Annotated in this window: 14 protein-coding genes and 1 pseudogene; 6 read left to right on the top strand and 9 right to left on the bottom strand. The window is 60.3% G+C overall.

The window, feature by feature from the left end:
* Positions 1–60 precede the first annotated feature (60 nt).
* The 6 genes and pseudogenes from C8D82_RS09925 to C8D82_RS09950 all read left to right on the top strand — a co-directional run bounded on the left by C8D82_RS09925 (position 61) and on the right by C8D82_RS09950 (position 3,926).
* A complete protein-coding gene (locus C8D82_RS09925) occupies positions 61–1,368 on the top strand; it encodes an FAD-dependent oxidoreductase (RefSeq protein ID WP_116884122.1) in 1,308 nt (435 codons plus the stop codon).
* Positions 1,369–2,064: 696 nt separating this feature from the next.
* Positions 2,065–2,427 carry a hypothetical protein gene (locus C8D82_RS09930; RefSeq protein WP_116884123.1) on the top strand — a complete coding sequence of 121 codons (363 nt, stop codon included), beginning with the start codon at positions 2,065–2,067 and terminating at the stop codon, positions 2,425–2,427.
* Between the two features lie 89 nt (positions 2,428–2,516).
* Positions 2,517–2,582, top strand: a pseudogene (locus C8D82_RS22300) (zinc-ribbon domain-containing protein); the annotation flags it as partial.
* 92 nt (positions 2,583–2,674) lie between these two features.
* Positions 2,675–3,025, top strand: a complete 351-nt coding sequence (locus tag C8D82_RS09940) for a CD225/dispanin family protein (protein ID WP_116884157.1) — start codon at positions 2,675–2,677, stop codon at positions 3,023–3,025.
* A complete protein-coding gene (locus C8D82_RS09945) occupies positions 3,022–3,414 on the top strand; it encodes a DUF2752 domain-containing protein (protein ID WP_116884124.1) in 393 nt (130 codons plus the stop codon). Before C8D82_RS09940 ends, C8D82_RS09945 begins: the two co-directional genes overlap by 4 nt.
* A gap of 2 nt (positions 3,415–3,416) precedes the next feature.
* The gene (locus C8D82_RS09950; RefSeq protein ID WP_116884125.1) at positions 3,417–3,926 is read left to right on the top strand and encodes a P-loop NTPase family protein; all 510 of its coding nucleotides are present in this window, start codon (positions 3,417–3,419) and stop codon (positions 3,924–3,926) included.
* A gap of 12 nt (positions 3,927–3,938) precedes the next feature.
* Here C8D82_RS09950 and C8D82_RS09955 read toward each other — a convergent pair whose 3' ends face one another.
* The 9 genes from C8D82_RS09955 to C8D82_RS09995 all read right to left on the bottom strand — a co-directional run bounded on the left by C8D82_RS09955 (position 3,939) and on the right by C8D82_RS09995 (position 18,747).
* Positions 3,939–4,922 carry a hypothetical protein gene (locus C8D82_RS09955; RefSeq protein WP_133245142.1) on the bottom strand — a complete coding sequence of 328 codons (984 nt, stop codon included), beginning with the start codon at positions 4,920–4,922 and terminating at the stop codon, positions 3,939–3,941.
* Positions 4,923–5,017: 95 nt separating this feature from the next.
* Positions 5,018–7,324 (bottom strand): polysaccharide lyase family 8 super-sandwich domain-containing protein, encoded by a 2,307-nt coding sequence (locus tag C8D82_RS09960; protein WP_165832988.1) that lies wholly within the window; start codon positions 7,322–7,324, stop codon positions 5,018–5,020.
* A 14-nt stretch (positions 7,325–7,338) separates the two neighbouring features.
* Positions 7,339–8,706, bottom strand: a complete 1,368-nt coding sequence (locus C8D82_RS09965; RefSeq protein ID WP_116884128.1) for an MFS transporter — start codon at positions 8,704–8,706, stop codon at positions 7,339–7,341.
* Between the two features lie 16 nt (positions 8,707–8,722).
* Positions 8,723–10,294 carry a hypothetical protein gene (locus C8D82_RS09970; RefSeq protein WP_116884129.1) on the bottom strand — a complete coding sequence of 524 codons (1,572 nt, stop codon included), beginning with the start codon at positions 10,292–10,294 and terminating at the stop codon, positions 8,723–8,725.
* A gap of 23 nt (positions 10,295–10,317) precedes the next feature.
* Positions 10,318–12,621 carry a polysaccharide lyase family 8 super-sandwich domain-containing protein gene (locus tag C8D82_RS09975; RefSeq protein ID WP_165832989.1) on the bottom strand — a complete coding sequence of 768 codons (2,304 nt, stop codon included), beginning with the start codon at positions 12,619–12,621 and terminating at the stop codon, positions 10,318–10,320.
* A gap of 11 nt (positions 12,622–12,632) precedes the next feature.
* Positions 12,633–14,039, bottom strand: a complete 1,407-nt coding sequence (locus C8D82_RS09980; protein ID WP_116884131.1) for an MFS transporter — start codon at positions 14,037–14,039, stop codon at positions 12,633–12,635.
* Positions 14,032–16,221, bottom strand: coding sequence for a glycosyl hydrolase family 95 catalytic domain-containing protein (locus C8D82_RS09985; protein ID WP_116884132.1), 2,190 nt, complete (start codon positions 16,219–16,221; stop codon positions 14,032–14,034). Before C8D82_RS09985 ends, C8D82_RS09980 begins: the two co-directional genes overlap by 8 nt.
* Before the next feature lie 23 nt (positions 16,222–16,244).
* Positions 16,245–17,021 carry a type II secretion system protein gene (locus tag C8D82_RS09990; protein WP_116884133.1) on the bottom strand — a complete coding sequence of 259 codons (777 nt, stop codon included), beginning with the start codon at positions 17,019–17,021 and terminating at the stop codon, positions 16,245–16,247.
* Between the two features lie 937 nt (positions 17,022–17,958).
* Positions 17,959–18,747: a helix-turn-helix domain-containing protein gene (locus C8D82_RS09995; RefSeq protein WP_116884134.1), complete on the bottom strand. Its 789-nt coding sequence runs from the start codon at positions 18,745–18,747 to the stop codon at positions 17,959–17,961.
* Between the last annotated feature and the right edge of the window lie 169 nt (positions 18,748–18,916).

Raw genomic sequence — 18,916 nt, forward strand, 5'->3', positions numbered from 1 at the left:
GTTTATTCTAAAAAAACGATTATTTTTAAAGTTGCAACCACTAAATATGGAGTGAATCTCATGAAAACTTATCTTGAACCGGCCAGAACCCTTCCCGTCGTCGGAACCTGTGACGTGCTTGTCGCCGGAGCCGGTCCCGCCGGAATCGGCGCCGCGCTCGGAGCCGCCCGCTGCGGCGCGTCCGTGTTCCTGCTCGAAGCCGCCAACTGCGTCGGCGGCATGGCCACTGCGGGCATGATGTCGCACTGGTGCGGCGGCACCGAGTCGCCGCTGCTCGACGAAATCTTCAAGCGCACCAAATCCTCGCCGCTGCTCCCACCCGCGACCAGCGAACGCGCCAACCCGTGGGCCACCGCGCACGAAGCGCAGAAAACGGCGGTACAGGAGCTGCTGCTCGAAGCCGGCGTGACTCTTCAGTACCATACCCGCATCGCCGGGGCCGTGGTGGAGGACAATACCGTCAAAGGAGTCATCACCGAAAGCAAATCCGGCCGTGAAGTCATCCTCGCCCACACCGTGATCGACGCAACCGGGGACGGCGATGTCGCGGCAGCGGCAGGAGCGGAATTCGTGCTGGGCCGTCCTGAAGACCACGGCTGCCAGCCGGTTACGCTGATGTTCCGCATCGGCGGGGTCGATCACAGCCGCGCGATCTTCCCCGGCAGTTTTGAAAGTCTGGTCGACGTGCCGAAAGGGGAAATTCAGGCGCTCGGCCATGAACACCTCCCCTTCCCCGCCGGCCATGTACTGCTCTATCCCGCGCCGCTGCCCGGCGAAGTCTGCGTGAATATGACCAACGTGACCGGTGTGAACGCGACCGACGTGCGCGAACTGACCCGCGCCGAGCTGACCTGCCGCGAACAGATGGTGAAGATCGTGCAGTTCCTGCGCGAATTTGCACCGGGTTACGAAAACTGCTACGCCGTGACCAGCGCCGCCAACGTCGGAGTCCGTGAAACCCGCCACTTCAAGGCTCTTTATCAGCTGAATGAAACCGATATCGTCGAAGCCCGCACTTTCGACGACTGGATCGCCACGCGCAACCATTTCAACTTCGACATCCACAACGTGAAAGGGCCGGGGCTGGACGCCAACGGGGCACAGCACAAGTTCCGCTCCAAAGGGAAGTACACCATCCCGTACCGCAGTTGCGTCCCCGAAAAGCTCGACGGCCTGCTGCTCAGCGGCCGCAACATCGACGGCACCCACAAGGCGCACTCCAATTTCCGGGTGATGCCGATCTGCCTGAACATCGGCCAGGGCACGGGCGTCGCCGCCGCCCTCGCCGCCCGCAACAACATCCCGGCCCGCGCCGTAGATGTCAAAGCCGTACAGGCGGAGCTGATGAAAATGGGCATCCGGCCCTGACACCGGCGGCAAGGTGCCGCTGCCGGGGCGGCAAGGTGCCGCTGCCGGGTGCGCACGCCAATGCCCCTCCGGGGGGCGTGCGGGCAACCAGCATAGGCAAAGCATTGGTCGGTCTGCATAACCACTTACACGGCATATAAATAAGGCCGTAATACCATTTACGCGGCACATAAGTAAGACTACGTCGCCTTATACGCGGCGCACAACAAGCGCGGGTTCGCGCCGCGAACGAATGTGAGGGAATTACTTGCCTTTGGCAAGTAACGAGGAACGGTAGTGACGAAGCCGAACGTAGTGAGCGAAGCCCCCCTGGCGCAGCCCGCAACGCGGGCGATGAAGGGTTGGCCGCCGCAGGCGGACAAGTAAGCGGCGAAGCCGCGCCCGCGAGCGGAAGCGCTCTGCAACCGGACTGGCCTCCGCAACCGGCGAGGGGGTCCGGGGGACGTGCGCGACGTCCCCCGGAGCCATCCGCGGGCCGGAGGTCCGGCGCTCACCACCCTCCGGGCACCCTGCCTGTTCTTGCGCTTAAAAGTTGTTACCCTCCGAGCGCCCTGCCTGTTCTTGCGGCAATGCGAAGTTGAATATAAAACTCACGTGCGAATTGAAAGCGAAGATGAATCTCCGCACTCCAAGGACGCTTCGCGTCGCAGGAGCAAGCCTCCAAGGGGAAATCCCATTTCCGTAAACTTGCATACAATGCAACTATCCGGCGACCTCGCGACCGGCTATCTCGGCGATTCCAAGGCGGGAGAACAGGTCGGTTTCTGGATCAGGACCACAACCGGAGAAACACTGGTCAGCAATTTTTCCCGGAATCAGAACCTGGTGCAGCAAAGCCAATATGTCTCCGGCACCGATCATGACCTCGGCTTCGGAGACAACTTTTTCGACGTTCACTGGACACATCCGGACTATCTCAGCAACCTCACCATCGGTGTCGGTGAAAGAGCCCCTGCACCGCCCACCGGCCAGCCGCTTCCCAACGCCTGGATTACCCTGCCGTTCGGCGGAAGCGCTTGCGCCGCCTGCGTCTGCATCCGCCGCCAAAGCCGAGCCTGACCGTTCCTTCGCATACCGCATGGAATTTTCCTGTTGCAATACAGGCCATCCGGTGCTATATTGCAGGAAACTGTTCAGGAGAAAACATCATGTATTGTATCCGCTGCGGCCTGCAATTGCCGGATGACGCCAAGAGCTGTTCCCGGTGCGGCACTCCCGTTCCCGGCATGGTTCCGCATGGAATTTTCCTGTTGCAATACAGGCCATCCGGTGCTATATTGCAGGAAACTGTTCAGGAGAAAACATCATGTATTGTATCCGCTGCGGCCTGCAATTGCCGGATGACGCCAAGAGCTGTTCCCGGTGCGGCACTCCCGTTCCCGGCATGGCTCCGCCGCAGTCCGGCCTGCCGTGGGCGATCCTTGCCTGCGTCTGCTGCTGTCCCGCCACCGGGATCGTCGCGATCGTCTACGCCCTGAAATCGGCGGAGCTGTTCAAACAGCAGAAGTGGGAGGAAGCCCGGAAAGCCGCCGCGAAATCGGTCCGCTGGTCCTGGATCTCCGTCCACACCGCTATTGTGCTCACGCTGGCCTACATGGTCTACGGCGTAATCCTGCTCTACCGGCAGCTCGATCAATTCGACCAACTGATGAAATGAACATCCGTCAACCGCTTTCACTCAAACATCCGCTGGTTCTGGCCGCGGGAGCAGCCGCGGCGGCGGCCGGAGCCGTGCTGCTTTACTTCTCGCCGCCCGGCAGGAGCTGGTATCTTCCCCCCTGCCCGCTTCACGAACTGACCGGCCTGTATTGTTCGGGCTGCGGCACCACCCGCTCTTTCTACGCCCTGCTGCATGGGCGTTTCGCGGAGGCGGCCACCTGGAATCTGCTGTTGTATCCGGCGCTGCTCCTGGTTGCGCTGCTGCTGTTCCGGCCCCGCCTTGCGCTCAACCGATACCTCTGCGTATCGGTACTGGCCGTCATTCTGATCTACTGGGTGCTGCGGAATTTGCCGTGGTACCCCTTCACCTTATTGGCGCCGCACTGAAAATGATGCACAGGATTCTGATTATCGGCTGTTGCGGCGCGGGAAAAACCACCCTTGCCCGGGAACTCGGCGCCCGGCTGGGTCTGGAGCCGGTCCATCTCGACCGGCTCTGGTGGCGGCCGGGCTGGCGGGAACGCGGCCGCGAGGAGTTCGACGCGGAGCTGGCGGAACTCCTCCGCCGCCCGGAGTGGATTCTCGACGGCAACTTCCAAAGGACGCTCCCGGAGCGGCTGAAATTCGCCGACACCGTGATCCTGCTGGAATACCCCCGGAGCCGCTGCCTGTGGAACACGTTCAAACGTTACTTCCGCTATCGCGGCACTTCGCGGCCCGATGTCGGCGAAGGCTGCCCGGAGCGGCTGAACCTCCCTTTTCTGCGCTACATCTGGAACTACAACCGCGTCACGCTGCCGCGCGTACAGGCCGCCCTTGAAGCGGCTCCGGCCGGATGCCGGATCATCCGCCTCGCTTCCCCGGCGGCGACGGCGGCGTTTCTGAAACGTTTTTCCTGAACATGCGGGGCTTTACAATGTATTTTCCTGACCCGCAACTGCTTCTGCATCCTGCTGCGGCGATTGAAAGGTCTCGCGGAGCCATTCGGCAGCCCTGCCGCCGTCGGTCAGCAGCATCCGGCCGACGCTGAATGCCAGCGGTCCCGCCCACAGCAGCGCGACCGCCGCGATCACTCCAACAGCCAGCAGCGTCCGGCCGCGCCGATATGCGAATTTGCGCAATTCGCGCGGTACTTCAGGAGGACCGCTCGGCGGAAACGGAAAGTAGTCCATTCGCTGCCGTTTATTCAGGATATCCAGCGCCTGCTCTTTCATCGTACACATCGCCCGGTAAAAACAGGTAAAAGCGATGATGCAGAGGATGAAACCGGCCAGCGGAATCCAGCCGACCAGCCACGAACAGCAGAAAATGCAGCAGGCGACCAACGCATTCTGAACGCCGCTTTCCCGCTGCCGCAAGCCGCTTTTGAAGTGGAGTTTCTCCAGTTTGACCGCCAGCGAATAAATCGCGTTGAACACCCAGAACATGCCGAAAACCGGGATGAACAGCAGCGCCAGCCGGATCACCGGCGGCAGCCGGTTCTGCGAATGCGGAATCAGGCTCCAGAAGAATCCGAGCAACGTGATGCTGCTCCAGCTGAGGATCAGCATCACGATTACGGACACGGCGGAATAAATCAGGATTCCATTCACACCGAATACCAGCCGGATATTTTCGAGCGCGAAAGAGAGCAGAAACAGCACTCCGCACGCCATCACCGAATGGAAAAACCAGACGAACCGCCTTTCTATCGCATGTTCCCGGATCGCCCATCGCGCGCAGAGCGTCGGCATCATCGCGCCGAACGGAGTGAACTGCATCATCTCCCAATTCGCGCCGTCCCGGGAAATCCGGCTCTCTGCCCCGATGATTCCATCCGCCGTCATTTCAGCGACTTCCGCAAACGAATAGCGCCGCTCTCCGAAACCCATGATCAGATAAGAGCCTTGTTCCATACCGCCCCCGCTGGTTGTACCATAGTCGGAGTTACTATATCCGTCCGGAGAGCGGCTGTCAACCCGGAATGCGAAGATTTTCCTCCGCTTTCCCGTTACTCCGCAACAGTTCCCTGCCGGCCGAGCAATTCACCGGAGGGCAGTTCGACGGTGTACGCCCTGCCGCCGACCGTGACCGTGATGCTCCTGAGCTCCCGATTCATCCTGCCGTCGGCAACGGCAAGCTCGACCTTGCCTTCCCGGAACTTCGCCGCCAGCGCGCAGGGGGCGGAGACCGTAACCGCGCCCAAAGGAGTTTCCAGTCCGGCTGAGGCGTCGTAAAACACCGCTTCGACCGTATTCCCCAGCCGGGCCGCCTGAACCTTCACCGTATTGGAAAGGATCTCCGGCAGCCGCTCCGGCACCTTGCCGTCGCAGGAGACGAAGTAGGCGTAGGAACCGTCCTTCACCTCGCGGCCATGATCGATCCACATCGAGAAAAGCTCGACCTCATTCTCCTCGACGCCTTTATTGGCTTCCGACAGCTTCCGCCAGCCGGTCGTGCGTTTTTCGCTCTTGTGCGCGATTTTTCCGGAGGTCGCCTGCGGCAGCACGCCGTACACGAAGCCGTTGTTTTCCACCCACTCGACGCCATGCTTTCGCACCACCGGATTGTTGCCCTTTCTCAGGGGCTGTTCGACCGTGGTGAAGATATTGCCGTCGTATTCGGGGGCGAGGTTTTCGATGCCCGCGCCGAGCGCGAGAAAGAGGTCTCCGAAGAAGAAATACGCTTTGTTCGCCCGGAGTTTCAGAATTTCCGGATTCTCCTCACGGCGGGCGGGATTCTCCACAACCGAGTCGTTCACCTTGTCGAAAATGAATCCGGCAGCCGCGTCCTGATCCGGCAGCACCGCACCGGCGGCGAACTCCCCGCGGGAGCCGTATCCGAGCCAGTTCTCGACCGGCTTGAGTTCTTTCACCTGCCGCTCGGTGGTGCCGGGAAGCATGGTCAGGATCGCCGCGCCGAGCGCCCTGGAACTTTCGCCGCCTTCGCGTTCAAAAATGGTCTGGCCGTCGCAGGTGAACAAATTGAAGCCGCCGGCTCCGCCGTAATAGCTCTCCAGCCCGTTGGTGCGGTTGGAGACCATGTTCACGAACACATAATAAGCCGGATTCTTGCGGATCAGGTCGTCGTTGTTGAAGAAGTACCGGGTGCCATGATACTGTCCCATCGGGAAATTCAGCATAAAAAGATTCTTCGCTTTCGCCTCCCTGCGGAACTGGTCCAGCTCGGCCCGCTGCTCAGCCGAAAGTCGGTCGCGGAAATTCCGGTTCAGGTTGTCGGCCAGCGTCAGCGACGGAATCACCCGTTTATCCCCGTAACCGGGCCGGGCGTTGCCGCGCTCCAGCACCGGCGGAATCGTCCCCTTGTAGAAGTAGAACGAAGAGCCGCGGAAGAAGTTGAAAAGAGCATCCAGCGCCCGTGCGTCCAGCGCCGCCGCCCACGGCGTTCCCTTCAGCTTCGCGATGATGTTCAGCGAACCGTTGGTGCCGTGGATCGGATATCCCCAGATCAGGCACTGGCGGCCATGCCCCCAGCCCGCGCCGTCGGCGGTGAAACCCTCGATCCAGAACGCGTCGTCATAGGTGTTCTGCGACACATTCGAGATGCTTTTGTTGACCACCTCGCTCAACACGTCCACCATCTCCGGCGAATCGTTGACCAAAGCCGCCTCCAGCAGCGGCCGGTAGGCGGTCGCGTTGCCGCCTACCCACCAGACGTGCTTGCGGAAGCGCTGCACATCGACGATCTTCGCATCCGTCGCGTCGCCGCGCACCGGCTGGCTCCACGCCTGGAACGCGAGCTTTTTCAGCGCGGCGGCAACCTCCGGCCGGCACCCCGACTCCATATCGCCGATCATCGCCAGATAGATCCACGCCCCCGCTTTCGGCATCGCGAAACAGGAGCCGTGAAAACGGCCGTTGCGAATTTTATTTCCCCGGTCGAATTCGATCTTCGCGTAATTCAGCACGCCCCGGTAAAGTTTTTCCTTTGCGGCGGCGCGTTCCTCCTCCGCAAACTTGCCGTCGCGCAGGTCCAACGCGATCCGCAGCAGCCGGTCGAAAGCGCTGGTGAGCATGTTCAGCACCGGCGTCTGGATCTGCATCGTGTCGAATTTCGGATCACCCCAGTTGTTCTTCCAATACTCCGACTCCAGCTTTGCCAGATCCCGGAACGAACCGTTGCCGTCCAGTTGCGCCAGCAGCTCCGCACCGGAACGTTTGTCCGACAGATCCAGCCACGGCGTCGTTTGGGCCAGCTCCCGTTTCATGTTCAGCACCGCATCCCGCTTCTGCGCGGAATCCGCCCCCGTCAGCAATCCGGCACACAGCGCCAGTCCGATCACACCAATCCGTTTCATTGCGATATTCTCCTTCATTCCACTTCGGGGGCTTTGTAATGGTTCATGCCGCCCAGTTGCTTCCATTTGACATACACGTAAATCAGCACGGCCGTCGCGATTACCGTGAAGATGAAATCCCACACGAAAATGAACCGGTAGCCGAAGCGGTCGATCGCCAGCCCGCCGCCCCAGTTCGCGACGATCACCAGCACGCTGTTCACCATCGCGTTGGCGCTGGAGAACTGGCCGTACTTCTCCGGCGGAAACAGCGCGATATACATCGGCACGCTGCTCAGCGTCTGCACCGAATAGACGATCACGATCACAATTCCCACCGCGAAGAACGTCGCATAGTCCGTCACGTGGAAGTATCCCCACACATTGATCAGGATCACCAATACGCCGCTCCACAGGAACACCCGCAACGGATGCAGCTTGTCCATAAGATATCCCATCAACAGGATTACGCCAAGCGAAACCAGCGAGCCGATCCCCATGATCCGGCCGAACTGCGCCTCGGTCAGGTGCAGTTCCCTGGTGGCGAACAACAGATTGAACACCGACCGGCACACCGTCGAAACCTGCGTCATCGCCGTCCCCAGGAACAGCATCGAATAAAACGGACTTCTGTAGCACTGCCGGAAATAGATCGCCACCCAGTTCACCAGCCGCTTCGCAACCGGAACCGTCGCGGCCTGATACTGCGGCGGAGGCGGATATTCCCCCTCTTTCACGAAAAAGCACATCAACGCGAAGCTGACCGCGTACAGAATGCCGATTCCGGTGTAAATCCACGATGAATATTCGCGCGCGTACTCCATCAGGAAGTAGTTGAACACAAACCCCGCCGCGGTGAACGACAGATTCAGAAACGCCATGAAGCGCCCGATGAACCGGTGCGGAATCACGTCCGCGAAGATGTAATAATAGATCGACCCGATGATCAGGTTGAAGAACTGGAAGAATACCGCGAAAACGCAGACCAGCACGATCCCCAGTGTTGCCGGGGAGACGCCGGGCAGCACGGTCGTGTGCAGCAGCGCCGCCGCCTCCGGCGTCCAGCCGAGCAGGATCAGGAACAGCGCCACGAACGGGGTCGCGAAAGCGAGATACGGAATCCGTCTGCCCCATTTCGTGCGCGTCCGGTCGCTGGTCGTGGAGAGGATCGGATTCATCACGAAGTTCATCGCCGCCGGAATGCTGCCGACCACCAGCCCGATCAGCGCCCCCGACGCATGGAACGAATCCAGCGTCAGCGGCAGCAGCGTCGGCACCAGCACATAGGCCAGCATGCTGTAGCAGAAACCGCCCCACAGCATCCAGCCGCACACCGCCAGCACTCCGCCGAGCGTATAGTGCAGCGTACCGACCGAATACGGTTTTTCAAGAGCGGTTTCCATCGCACGTTTCCTCCTGTTACCGGATCGGTTCCGAGCAGTAGATGCGCCCCTCGTCGGCCTTCAGGCTGTAGCGGAGCCTGCCGTCGGAGAGCCGGACCGTTTCATCGCCGTTGTTCACGTAGAGCCGCGCCGGAGCACCGGGCAGCTCAAGGACGCCGTCGAGCTGTCTGCCGGAGACGTTCGAGAGCATCAGGATGAATTTGCCGTCCACCGTCCGGCAGCCGTACCAGAGTTCATCGCCGCGTTCGACCTTCGTGTTGGCAGCGAAGCCGTTGAAGTACGGAGCGAACGCCTTGACCTCGCGCATTACCTGCGTGAACTCGGCGCGGTTCTTTGTCGGGCTGAACACGGTGTAGATGCCCCAGCGCGGATTCATTCTGCGGTCGCTGTAGAGCCAGTAGATCAGGCCGTTCGCGCCGGAGAGGATGCTGGTGGTGACCTGGCCGCGCATGCGTTCGATGCTGCCCGGATAAGTCGGGGTCGGCGGACGGTGCGGGTGGTCCGGGTCGTTCACCAGCGCCAGCGCCCGTTTTTCGGCGTCCTGATACTCCGGCGAATCTTTCGGATAGTCGCCGCGCTTTTTGCCGTTGACCTCCTCGTCGTAGAAGGAGTTGGGATTCAGCGAGCCGCCGCTTTCACAGCCGAACGCGGAGTCATGGGTGTTCAGGATCGGCAGCGACTGCATGTCGTGCCATTCACCGGCGGCCTTTTCGGCGTACTCCTTCGCGGTTTTCGCCATGCCGGCGGCGTGACCGTGATACCACTGCGGGATATCGACGTCGACGCTGTCCTGAAACTCCTTCTGATACCAGCTCGAACTGACGGTGGTGTGGTAGGGATCGAGCTTGCGCACCATGTCGTTGAAAAAGACCAGCTGTTCGGGATCGACCCCGTAGATGCCCGGCTCGTCGAAGAGATACCACCAGCAGAGCGCCGGGTGGTTCATGTATCTGACCACGCGCTCCATCACCGGTTTGAAGTTCGATGCGGCGATCTCGGTGTGCTGCAGGTGGATCATGCCGTAGCAGTTTTCCTTTTGCAGCGTGTCGAGAAATTCCTGCATCGGATAGGCGTCGCCGAGCCGGGTCATCGTGTAGTTATGGAACACGTTGAAGCCGAACTTCTTCGCATCTTTGATCTGTTCGATGTCCACCGCGTAGATCGCCAGCGGCGTGAAAGGCTTGCCGTTCAGCAGCGAAATTTTGTTGGTGTAGTCGCTGACCGTCGGAATCGATTTATGGTGCGATACATACATGGTGTACAGCTTGCCTTTCGCGGCGACGGTCACGGTGTTCAACCCCTCATTCCAGCCTTTCTGCGGCCGCAGTGAAACGGTCACGCCGTACCGGTGGAACCGGTTCTCCAGGCCGTTGACCGTCACTTTGTCCACGCCGTCGTTGAAAGCGGCGCGGCTGAAATCCACAAAGGAGTTGGCGCGCGGTGCATGGGCGAAATCGACGGTTTCGCGCAACACGGCGAGCTTTTTCATCGCTTCCGCCGGAGCGGGTTTCGGTGCGGCCAGCGCCATCGCAACCGGCATTGTGCACAGCAGGGCCAGAACGGCCGGCAGCAGGTGAAGTTTTTTCATGATATCTCCTTGTTTTTATCAGGTTATTGGAGGTTGAAACGTTTCGTGGCAGCCTTGCCGAGCAGCTCGCCGCCGGGCAGTTCCAGCCGGTACGGCTTGCCGTCGACCGTGACGGCAAGCTCGCGCAGATTCCGGTTCATCAGCCCGTCGGCGGCGGTCAGTTCGACGGAGGCGCCGTCGAATTCGGCGACCAGCGCGCACGGAGCCGACACCGAGATCGTGCCGTGCGGCGTTTTCAGGCGGACGGAGGCATCGTAGAAGATCGCTTCCACCGTGCCGTCCAGCGCCGCGGCCTGAACTTTTACCGTATTGGCAAGGATTTCCGGCAGCCGTTCCGGCGCCTTGCCGTCGCAGGAGACGAAATAGGCGTAGAACCCGTTGTCCACATTGCGGCCGTGATCGATCCACATCGAAAAGAGTTCGACTTCATTCTCCCCGGCGTTCTTATTGGCTTGCGAAAGTTTCCGCCAGCCGGTCATGCGTTTTTCGCTTTTATGCGCGATTTTCCCGGCGGTCGCCGGCGGCAGCACGCCGTACACGAAGCCGTTGTTTTCCACCCACTCGACGCCGTGCTTCGACACAACCGGACTGCCGCCCTTTTTCAGGGTCTGCTCGACCGTGGTGAAGATGTCGCCGCCGTATTCGGGGGCGAGGTTGGTGATTCCGGCACCGAGGGCGAGGAAGAGGTCGCCGAAGAAGAAGTACGCCTTGTTCGCACGGAGCTTCAGTATCTCGGGATTTTCCTCCTTGCGGGTCGGAGTTTCGACCACCGCGTAGTTGACCTTGTCGAATATGAAACCGGCGGCGGCATCCTGATCCGGCGCAACCGCTCCGGCGGCGAATGCCCCCTTGCTGCCGTAACCGATCCAGTTCTGAACCGGATTGAGTTGCTTCACCTGCCGCGCAGTGGTGCCGGGCAGCATGGTCAGCGTCGCCGCGCCGAGGGCTTTGGCGCTTTCGCCGCCCTCGCGTTCGAACAGGGTCTGGCCGTCGCAGGTGAAGAGATTGAAGCCGTTGGCGCCGCCGTAATAGCTTTCGAGGCCGTTGGTTCGGCTGCTCGCCATATTCACAAAGACATAATAGTCAGGATTCTTGCGGATCAGGTCGTCGTTGTTGAAGAAGTACCGCGTGCCGTGATACTGCCCCATCGGAAAATTCAGCATGAAGAGATTCTTCTCTCCCGCTTCCCGGCGGAACTGGTCAAGTTCGGCAAGCTGCTCCTTGTTCATCCGCAGCCGGAAATCCCGGTTCAGGCTGTCGGCCAGCGTCATCGACGGGATCATCCGCTTATTCGCATAGCCGGGATGGGCGTTGCCCCGCTCCAGCACCGGCGGGATGGTCCCCTTGTAGAAGTAGAACGCCGAACCGCGGAAAAATTCAAAGACCGTCTGCAGCACCTCCGGGCTGAGGCTCGACGCCCACGGCGTGCCGTTCAGCCGCGCGATGATGTTCAACGAGCCGTTGGTGCCGTGGATCGGATATCCCCACACCAGGCACTGGCGGCCATGTCCCCAGCCCGCGCCGTCGGCGGTGAAGCCCTCGATCCAGAACGCGGTATCGTAAGTATTCTGCGACACGCGCGAAATGCTGCGGCGGGCGACCTCGGCGGTCACGTCGACCATCTTCACGGAGTTGTTGACCAGCGCGGATTCCAGCAGCGGCCGGTAAGCGGTCGCGTTACCGCCGACCCAGCCGGCATTGCCCCGGAACCGTTCGATCCGCACCGGGTCGCGGTCGGTCGCGTTGTTGCGCAGCGGCTGGCTCCACGCCTGAAACGCGAGGCGCTGCAACGCTTTCGCCACTTCCGGGTACTCGCCCGAAGTCATATCTTTGTAGTTCTGGAAGTAGATCGCGACCGCGGCGTGCGGCATAGCGAAACAGGAACCGTGAAAACGTCCGTTCTGCATGCCGTCGCGGCTGAACTCCATCTTTGCGTAATTCAGAACTCCCTTGTAGAGCCTGCGTTTCACCTCGGCGCGCCCGGCCTCGGGAATCTTGCCGTCGGCGAGATCGCCGGAAATGCGCTTGAGCTGCTCGAAGGCGGGGACCAGCAGTCTGTTGAGCACCTTCTGCTGCAACTCCCACTGGTCGAACTTCTTCCGGCCGTAGTTGTTCTTCTTGAATTCGTTTTCCAGCTCGCGCAGATTGGCGAAGGAACCGTTGTCGTCGAGCAATTCAGCAAGTTCCGCGCCGGACCGGGTTTCAGCGGTATAAAAGCGCTGGGTGCTCCACTTGTCGCGCAGCTTCCGGAGCGCATCGTTTTTATCGGAGGCGGAGGCGGCCAGCGCGACCAGCAACGCCGCCAATGCGGGAATCCACTGTTTCATGATCATTCTCCTCAATCGGTCGGCGGCGGCACGTATCCCTTTGCACCGCCGAGCTGTTTCCATTTGACGTAGACGTAAATCAGCGCCAATGTCGCGCCGATGGTGAAGATGGTGTCCCACGCGAAGATGAAGCGGTAGCCGAAACGGTCGATCGCCATGCCGCCGAAGTAGTTCGCGAAGATCAGCAGCACGCAGTTCATCATCGCGTTGGCGCTGCAGAACTGGCCGTACTTGTCCGGCGGGAAGAGATCGACAAAAACCGGCCCGTTGCTGAGGTACTGGATCGCATAGACCACCGAAATCGCAATGCCGACCACAAAGAACGACGCATAGTCGGTCACGTAGTAATATCCCCAGATATTCGCGAGGATCACGATGATCCCGCTTCCCAGGAAGACCCGCAGCGGATGGATCTTATCCATCACATAGCCGACCAGCACGATCACCACCGCCGAGACCACCGAACCGGCTGCCATCACCCGTCCGTACTGGGCGGCGGTCATATGCAGTTCCTCGGTGGCGAAGAGCAGATTGAAAGTATGACGGCAGACGGTCGACGCGTTGTTCAGCGCGGTTCCGAGAAACAGGAACGTGAAGAACGGATGGCGGTAGCACTGCCGGAAGTAGATTTTCACCCAGTTCACCAGTCGCTGATACCACGGCAGTTCCGCCTCCTGAAACTGCTTCGGCGGCGGATACTCCCCTTCTTTCACGAATACGCACATCAGCATGAAACAGACCAGATACAGCAGTCCGATACCGGTGAAGACCATCGGCGCGTAATCGATCGCATAGGGCATCACGAAGAGGTTGAACAGCAGTCCGCTGCCGGTTCCGGCGAGATTCATCGCCGCCATGAAACGGCCGATGAACTGGTGCGGGATCACGTCGGCGAACACATAATAATAGATCGAGCCGACGATCAGGTTGAAGAACTGGAAAATCACCGCGAAAACGCAGATCAGCAGAATACCGAGCGAATTCATCGACATTCCCGTGATGAAATGCACGTGCAGATAGTTCGTGATCGGCGGCACCCAGCCGATCAGGATCATGAACAGTGCGACGAAAGGAGTCGCCGCAACCAGATACGGGATGCGCCTGCCCCAGCGGGTGCGGGTCCGGTCACTGGCGGTGGAGAGGATCGGATTCATCACGAAATTCATCGCCGCCGGAATGCTGCCGACCACCAGCCCGATCAGCGCGCCGGAGGCGCTGAACTGCTTCATGGTCAGCGGCAGCAGCGTCGGAACCAGCGTGCCAAGCATCCCGAAGATATTACCGCCGAGGATCACCCACGCCGACACCACGACCACGCCGGCCAGCGAATAACGCAGTGTTCCGACCGCATAGGGACGCCGGGGATCCTCCGGCGCCGGCTCCGGAATCAGTCCGGCAGATACGGTACTCTCAGCCATTGATCACCTCGCGCGGTTCGGAGTGGACGGCAAGCCCCCGGAAGCTGGAGCTTTCGACCGGCCAGCGCCAGGTCAGCCCCGCTTTCAAGATGATCCGGCGTTCCGGCATTCCGGGAGCGACCAGCCGGATGGTCCGGTCGGCTTCGGAGCGGAGCGCCGCGTGAATCAGCACGCCGCCGCGCAGCTCCGCCGATACGCGAAGCCCTCCCTCCGCCCGCAGCTCCTCGAAGGAGACCCGCTTCCAGTCGGCGGGCAGCGCCGGGAAGAGGCGCACCACCCCGCCGGAAGATTGCAGCAGCATCTCGTGAATCGCCTGCATCGCCGCGAAATTCCCCTCCAGCGTGAACGGACGGTACTTGAGCACGGAGTCGCCGAGGTCGCGGTAATCCCCATTCAGGTGGAAGCCGTTGGAGCTGACGAAGGCGTCGAGGAAAAGCCGCAGCAGCCGGGCGGCCCGGTCGCCGCGGCGGCAATAGGCGTTCAACGCCGCCATCCAGCCGAAGCTGTAACCGACCCAATTGCCGGTGCCGAGCCGGTCGATCCGCCGCAGCGAAGCAGCGATCAGCGCCTCATTTTTAGCCGGATCGAGCAGCCGCAGCGGATAGAGCGCCATCAGATGGGAGTGATGGCGGTGCGACTCCTGCAAAAGCTCATCGGGAGAGAGCATCAGGCCGTTTTCGGGGTCGATGCTCAGCGGTTCAAGGTGTTCCAGCTCCCCGCGCCAGCGGGCGGCGGCTTCCGCATCGCCCGCCGCCTCCGAGAGTTCGGCGAGATCCGTAAAAAGCCGCAGCAGCAGTGCCTGATCGTAATTGGAGTTCGGCGTCAGGAAGGCGGCCAGCGTTTCATCGTGGATTTCCGGCGAAGAAGAAACGGGCAGTTTATAGAATCCTCTTTCATCCCGCTTCATCAGCGCGGTCAGGAATTCGGCGACGCCCGACAGGAAAGGCAGCGCCTTTTCCCGGAGGAATGCTTCATCCTGAGTATACCGCCAGTGATCCGCGAACAGCGCCGCCAGCCAGGCGCCGTTGGTCGGTGAAAAGGAGTACTGCGGCCAGCCGCCGAGCGGCTGCCCCGCCAGCGAAGTGACGCCCGGCACCGCGATTCCGGGGCAGCCGAAGAACCGTTCCGCATGGCGGCGGAACACCGGGATACGCTCCGTAAGATGGTCGAGAAAACTTTCGCCGCAGTCGAAATCGCCGCTGGTCAGGTAAGCGATATAGGAAAATTCGGTATTCAGGTCGTGATGGAAATCACCGCGCCACGGCGGCAGCGAACCATCGTCCGCGGTCCAGACGCCCTGCAGCGGCATCGGCGGCGCCCCCTTGCGGGAAGCGGAGCCGTAAAAATATCGGCAGAGCTCGTAGAACTGCTGGAACCGCGGAACCGGCAGCATGACCCGTGAGCGGTGCCAGAAGGCCTGCCACCAGCGGCGGTGCTCCCGGCGGGCGGCTTCGACCGGAGCGTCGTCCGATACGGAATAAACCTTGAACAACCCTTCCAGCTCCTCCATCGAACCGGCCCGGAGAATGCGGATCACATACTCCCCGCGCGTCAGCTCGCGCAGCAGAATGCCGTAATTCAACCCTTCACAGCACGGCTGCAGATATCCCCGAACCGTTCCGGAATCGATTTCGCGCCCCGGAGGATAGCCCAGCGAACCGACGCTGCGGACGCCCCCCGCCTGCTGCAGCAGCTCCGCCTCGCCCTGATAGTCGGGCGGCACGATCCGGATCGACAGCAGCGGCACACTCACCGAAAGCCGGATTTCCTCACCGTCCGCGCGGCAGAAGCAGCTTAAGGCCGTTATGCCGGAATCCTCGTCGCGCAGCAGTCCGGCCGCATGGGCCGGGTCCAGCTCATAGACCGCCTCCCTCAGCGGTTCGGCCAGCGTCAGTTCGAGCCGCCCGACCGGAATTTTCGTCGCCGGAATCGTCTTCGCCAGCTCGCAAAGCCGGTGGCACAGCGTCATATCGCGGTCACGGGCGGCGTCAACCAGCGCCCGGAAGTTCCAGAGCGGCGAATTTTCCGCCTCGCCGATGCGTTCGTCCCAGAGGTCGCCGCGGTCGAGCGAGAGTTTTACATTCTGTCCGTCGCCCCACAGCAGCACACCGCAGAGTCCGTTGCCGAGCGGCACGGCCTCATCCCAGCGGTTGACGGGAGCGGAAAGTTTCAGGTGCTTCATGTTACAAATTCCGTTTCATCACTTCAATTGTCGTTGGTGACCCACTGCAGCTGGTTCTTATGGAAACCACCGCGCATCCGGTAACCGCCGGGCATTTCATTTTCATACAGTTTGCCGTCAGTGGAGTAATATGGAATCGTGATTTTAGAACTGACCGCCTGTCCGACCGAGTAACTGGCGGCATGGCCATCGAGGAACGTGATATTGCCGCTGCGGCCATGGAAAGTGGTAAAGTTGCCGGTCCACTCGCTTTTATCGGTCCGGATCACGTTGTAGGCCCCACCGTTCGGTCCCCAGCCGGTGCTGAACGCTTCCGCCAGCAGAACCGTGCCGGAAGCCGCCTTTTTCACTTTTTTGAACGGCATCGGGTATCCCTCCGCCGCGACTCCCGACTGGGGAATCGCATAGGTGTCTCCGGTTTGCGCATCGGGTTTCGCCACAAGGTAGGAAGGGCAGATCGCGATTTTGCGGGCCAGGGCATTGGCCGCGCTGCCGTTATCCCCCGGACTGAACCCGGGAACTCCGCCTTTGCTGTAAAGATAGAACCAGCTGTCGCTGACACCGGTGGCCGCGCGGGCGTCGCCGATCACCCCGCTGCTGTCGTTCATATACTGAATCATGATCAGGCCGAATTGCTTTTGCCTGCTGACGCAACTGATATTCCGCGCCCGCTCGCGGGCATTGTTCAGGGCGGGCAGCAGCATTGAGGCGAGAATCGCAATGATCGCGATCACCACGAGCAGCTCAATAAGGGTAAAGGTGTTGTGGAGAGGATTCCGGGGGCGATCAGAGTAACGCATACGATCAATTCCTTTCTGCATTCGGTTAGGATCGGGTTGCACTGATATTAATTATACCACAACTCGTGTCGAAAAAGAATACACAAAATGCACTGTTTTGTATCTATTAGAGACTTTTTGCCGAAATTTCATCCGGGAAAGCAATTCCATCCTGAAAACCGCAGTTCATCGGGGGCCCGTAACTGCGAAACCTCCGGTTTCATGAAACGGAAAACATTAACAGATACAATATAATTGATTTTGTGTATTCTTTTTCGACACGAGTTGTGGTATAATTAATATCGGCGACCAATCGGACGACCGTTTCATATAACAGAAGGAATTGAACGTATGGCGGCAAGGTGCCGCTGCCGGGTAACGGGATGTGCGTCGTCACTGCATTCCTCCTACTTATCCCGCTGGGGAGCTCTGCTCCCCCGGCCCCTCGTTGCCTCTTCCGCTCCCGCTCTGCGTAAAAGAGAGGGGTTCGGGGGAGAGAAAGCGGCGACTTGCGCCGCGTCTCTCCCCGTACCAACCGATCTGAACATCTCTCTCATTCCCCTCAAGCTCTCACGCCTTGGCCAATGCTCTGCAAGCGGCAAGTCGGAGCAAAAACGTGAAGTTGTTTTTCCGCAGAAAAGCGGGAAGACAACTTCACGTTTTTGCGGATCTTCCTTCCCCGCCGGCCGACCGCGCCTCTGCCGATCGACCGTCCCGTACCCGGCACCGGCACCTTGCCGGACGCAGGGGGCGCGGGGGGCGGCGGACACGCCCCCCGCATCCCGCCGCACAAGGCCGATCACCGCAAGATTTACGCTGCTTGAGCTGCTCGTGGTAGCTGAAAGCCGCGATCCGCATGGCCGGTTTCGGCCGCGGCGTCAAAGTGACCAACTGACGGAACATCCCGGTGGCGACAGAAGCTGCCGGCTGGCTCCCGAAGTTTTATCAGCACTTCCCGTCAATGGCGCTCGTGCTTGCGGAATGCCGCCGGAGAAATCTTACGGTATTTCGTGAAGATGCGGGTGAAGTAGTAACGGTTGCAGAAACCGCACTTCTCCGCGATCGCGGAGATCGACTCGTCGCTCTGAAGCAGATACAAAGCGGCGAGTTCCAGTTTTTTCTCCAGAATAAAGTGCTGCGGAGTAATCGCGAAACTGCTGTAGAACTTCTTGATGAAGGGGCCGAGGCTCATATGCGCCATCGCCGCGAGCTTGCGATTGCTGTAATTCAGGGTCGGGTCGCGCTTGATCATCTGCCAGATCGCGAGCATCTGGGACTCGATATTGCGCAGGTCGAGCAGATACTCCTGCGGAAGCTGTTCGATGACCAGATTGACCGCGGCGCATCCGAGCAGTTTGAGCGCATCGCCCCCCTGCCGCGCCTGCAGCAGTTCGCTGAGTCGGTCGATCACGCCGTGCAGCGGCGGCGAACCGGCAAGTTCGGCGACGAAATCGGAACAGTCGGCGTACAGCCCGCCGATGGTGAAGTGCAGATAGAATTTCTCAATCAGCCCGCCGCGGGTGCTGGTGGTGAAAACGGTGTTCGGGGCGATCAGATAAATTTTCCCCGGCATCAGGTGGATGGTCCGGTCCTTGAAATGGATGTATCCGCAGGCGTTCACCGGCCGGTACAGCCGCCAATACGGCATCTGCAGGTCGATGAGGTTCCACTCCTGGATCACGTCATAACGCATATACAGAATTTCCACAGGGAAAGGGGCCAGCGAAAATGCCTCATGATTTGCCATGACGTTCTCCCGGAGAGTGCGAAGCCGGACCGGCTCCGCCGTTTGCCGTTTTCTTTTGTTATATAATTATATAATGAAAATCCCCGCACTGCAAGTCCGAATCCGCAAAAACATACGAATAGATACAAAAAAAGCCATTCCACATATTTGGCGGTTGCAAAGAGAGAAA

Source organism: Victivallis vadensis, assembly GCF_003096415.1.
Classification (GTDB): Bacteria; Verrucomicrobiota; Lentisphaeria; order Victivallales; family Victivallaceae; genus Victivallis; species Victivallis vadensis.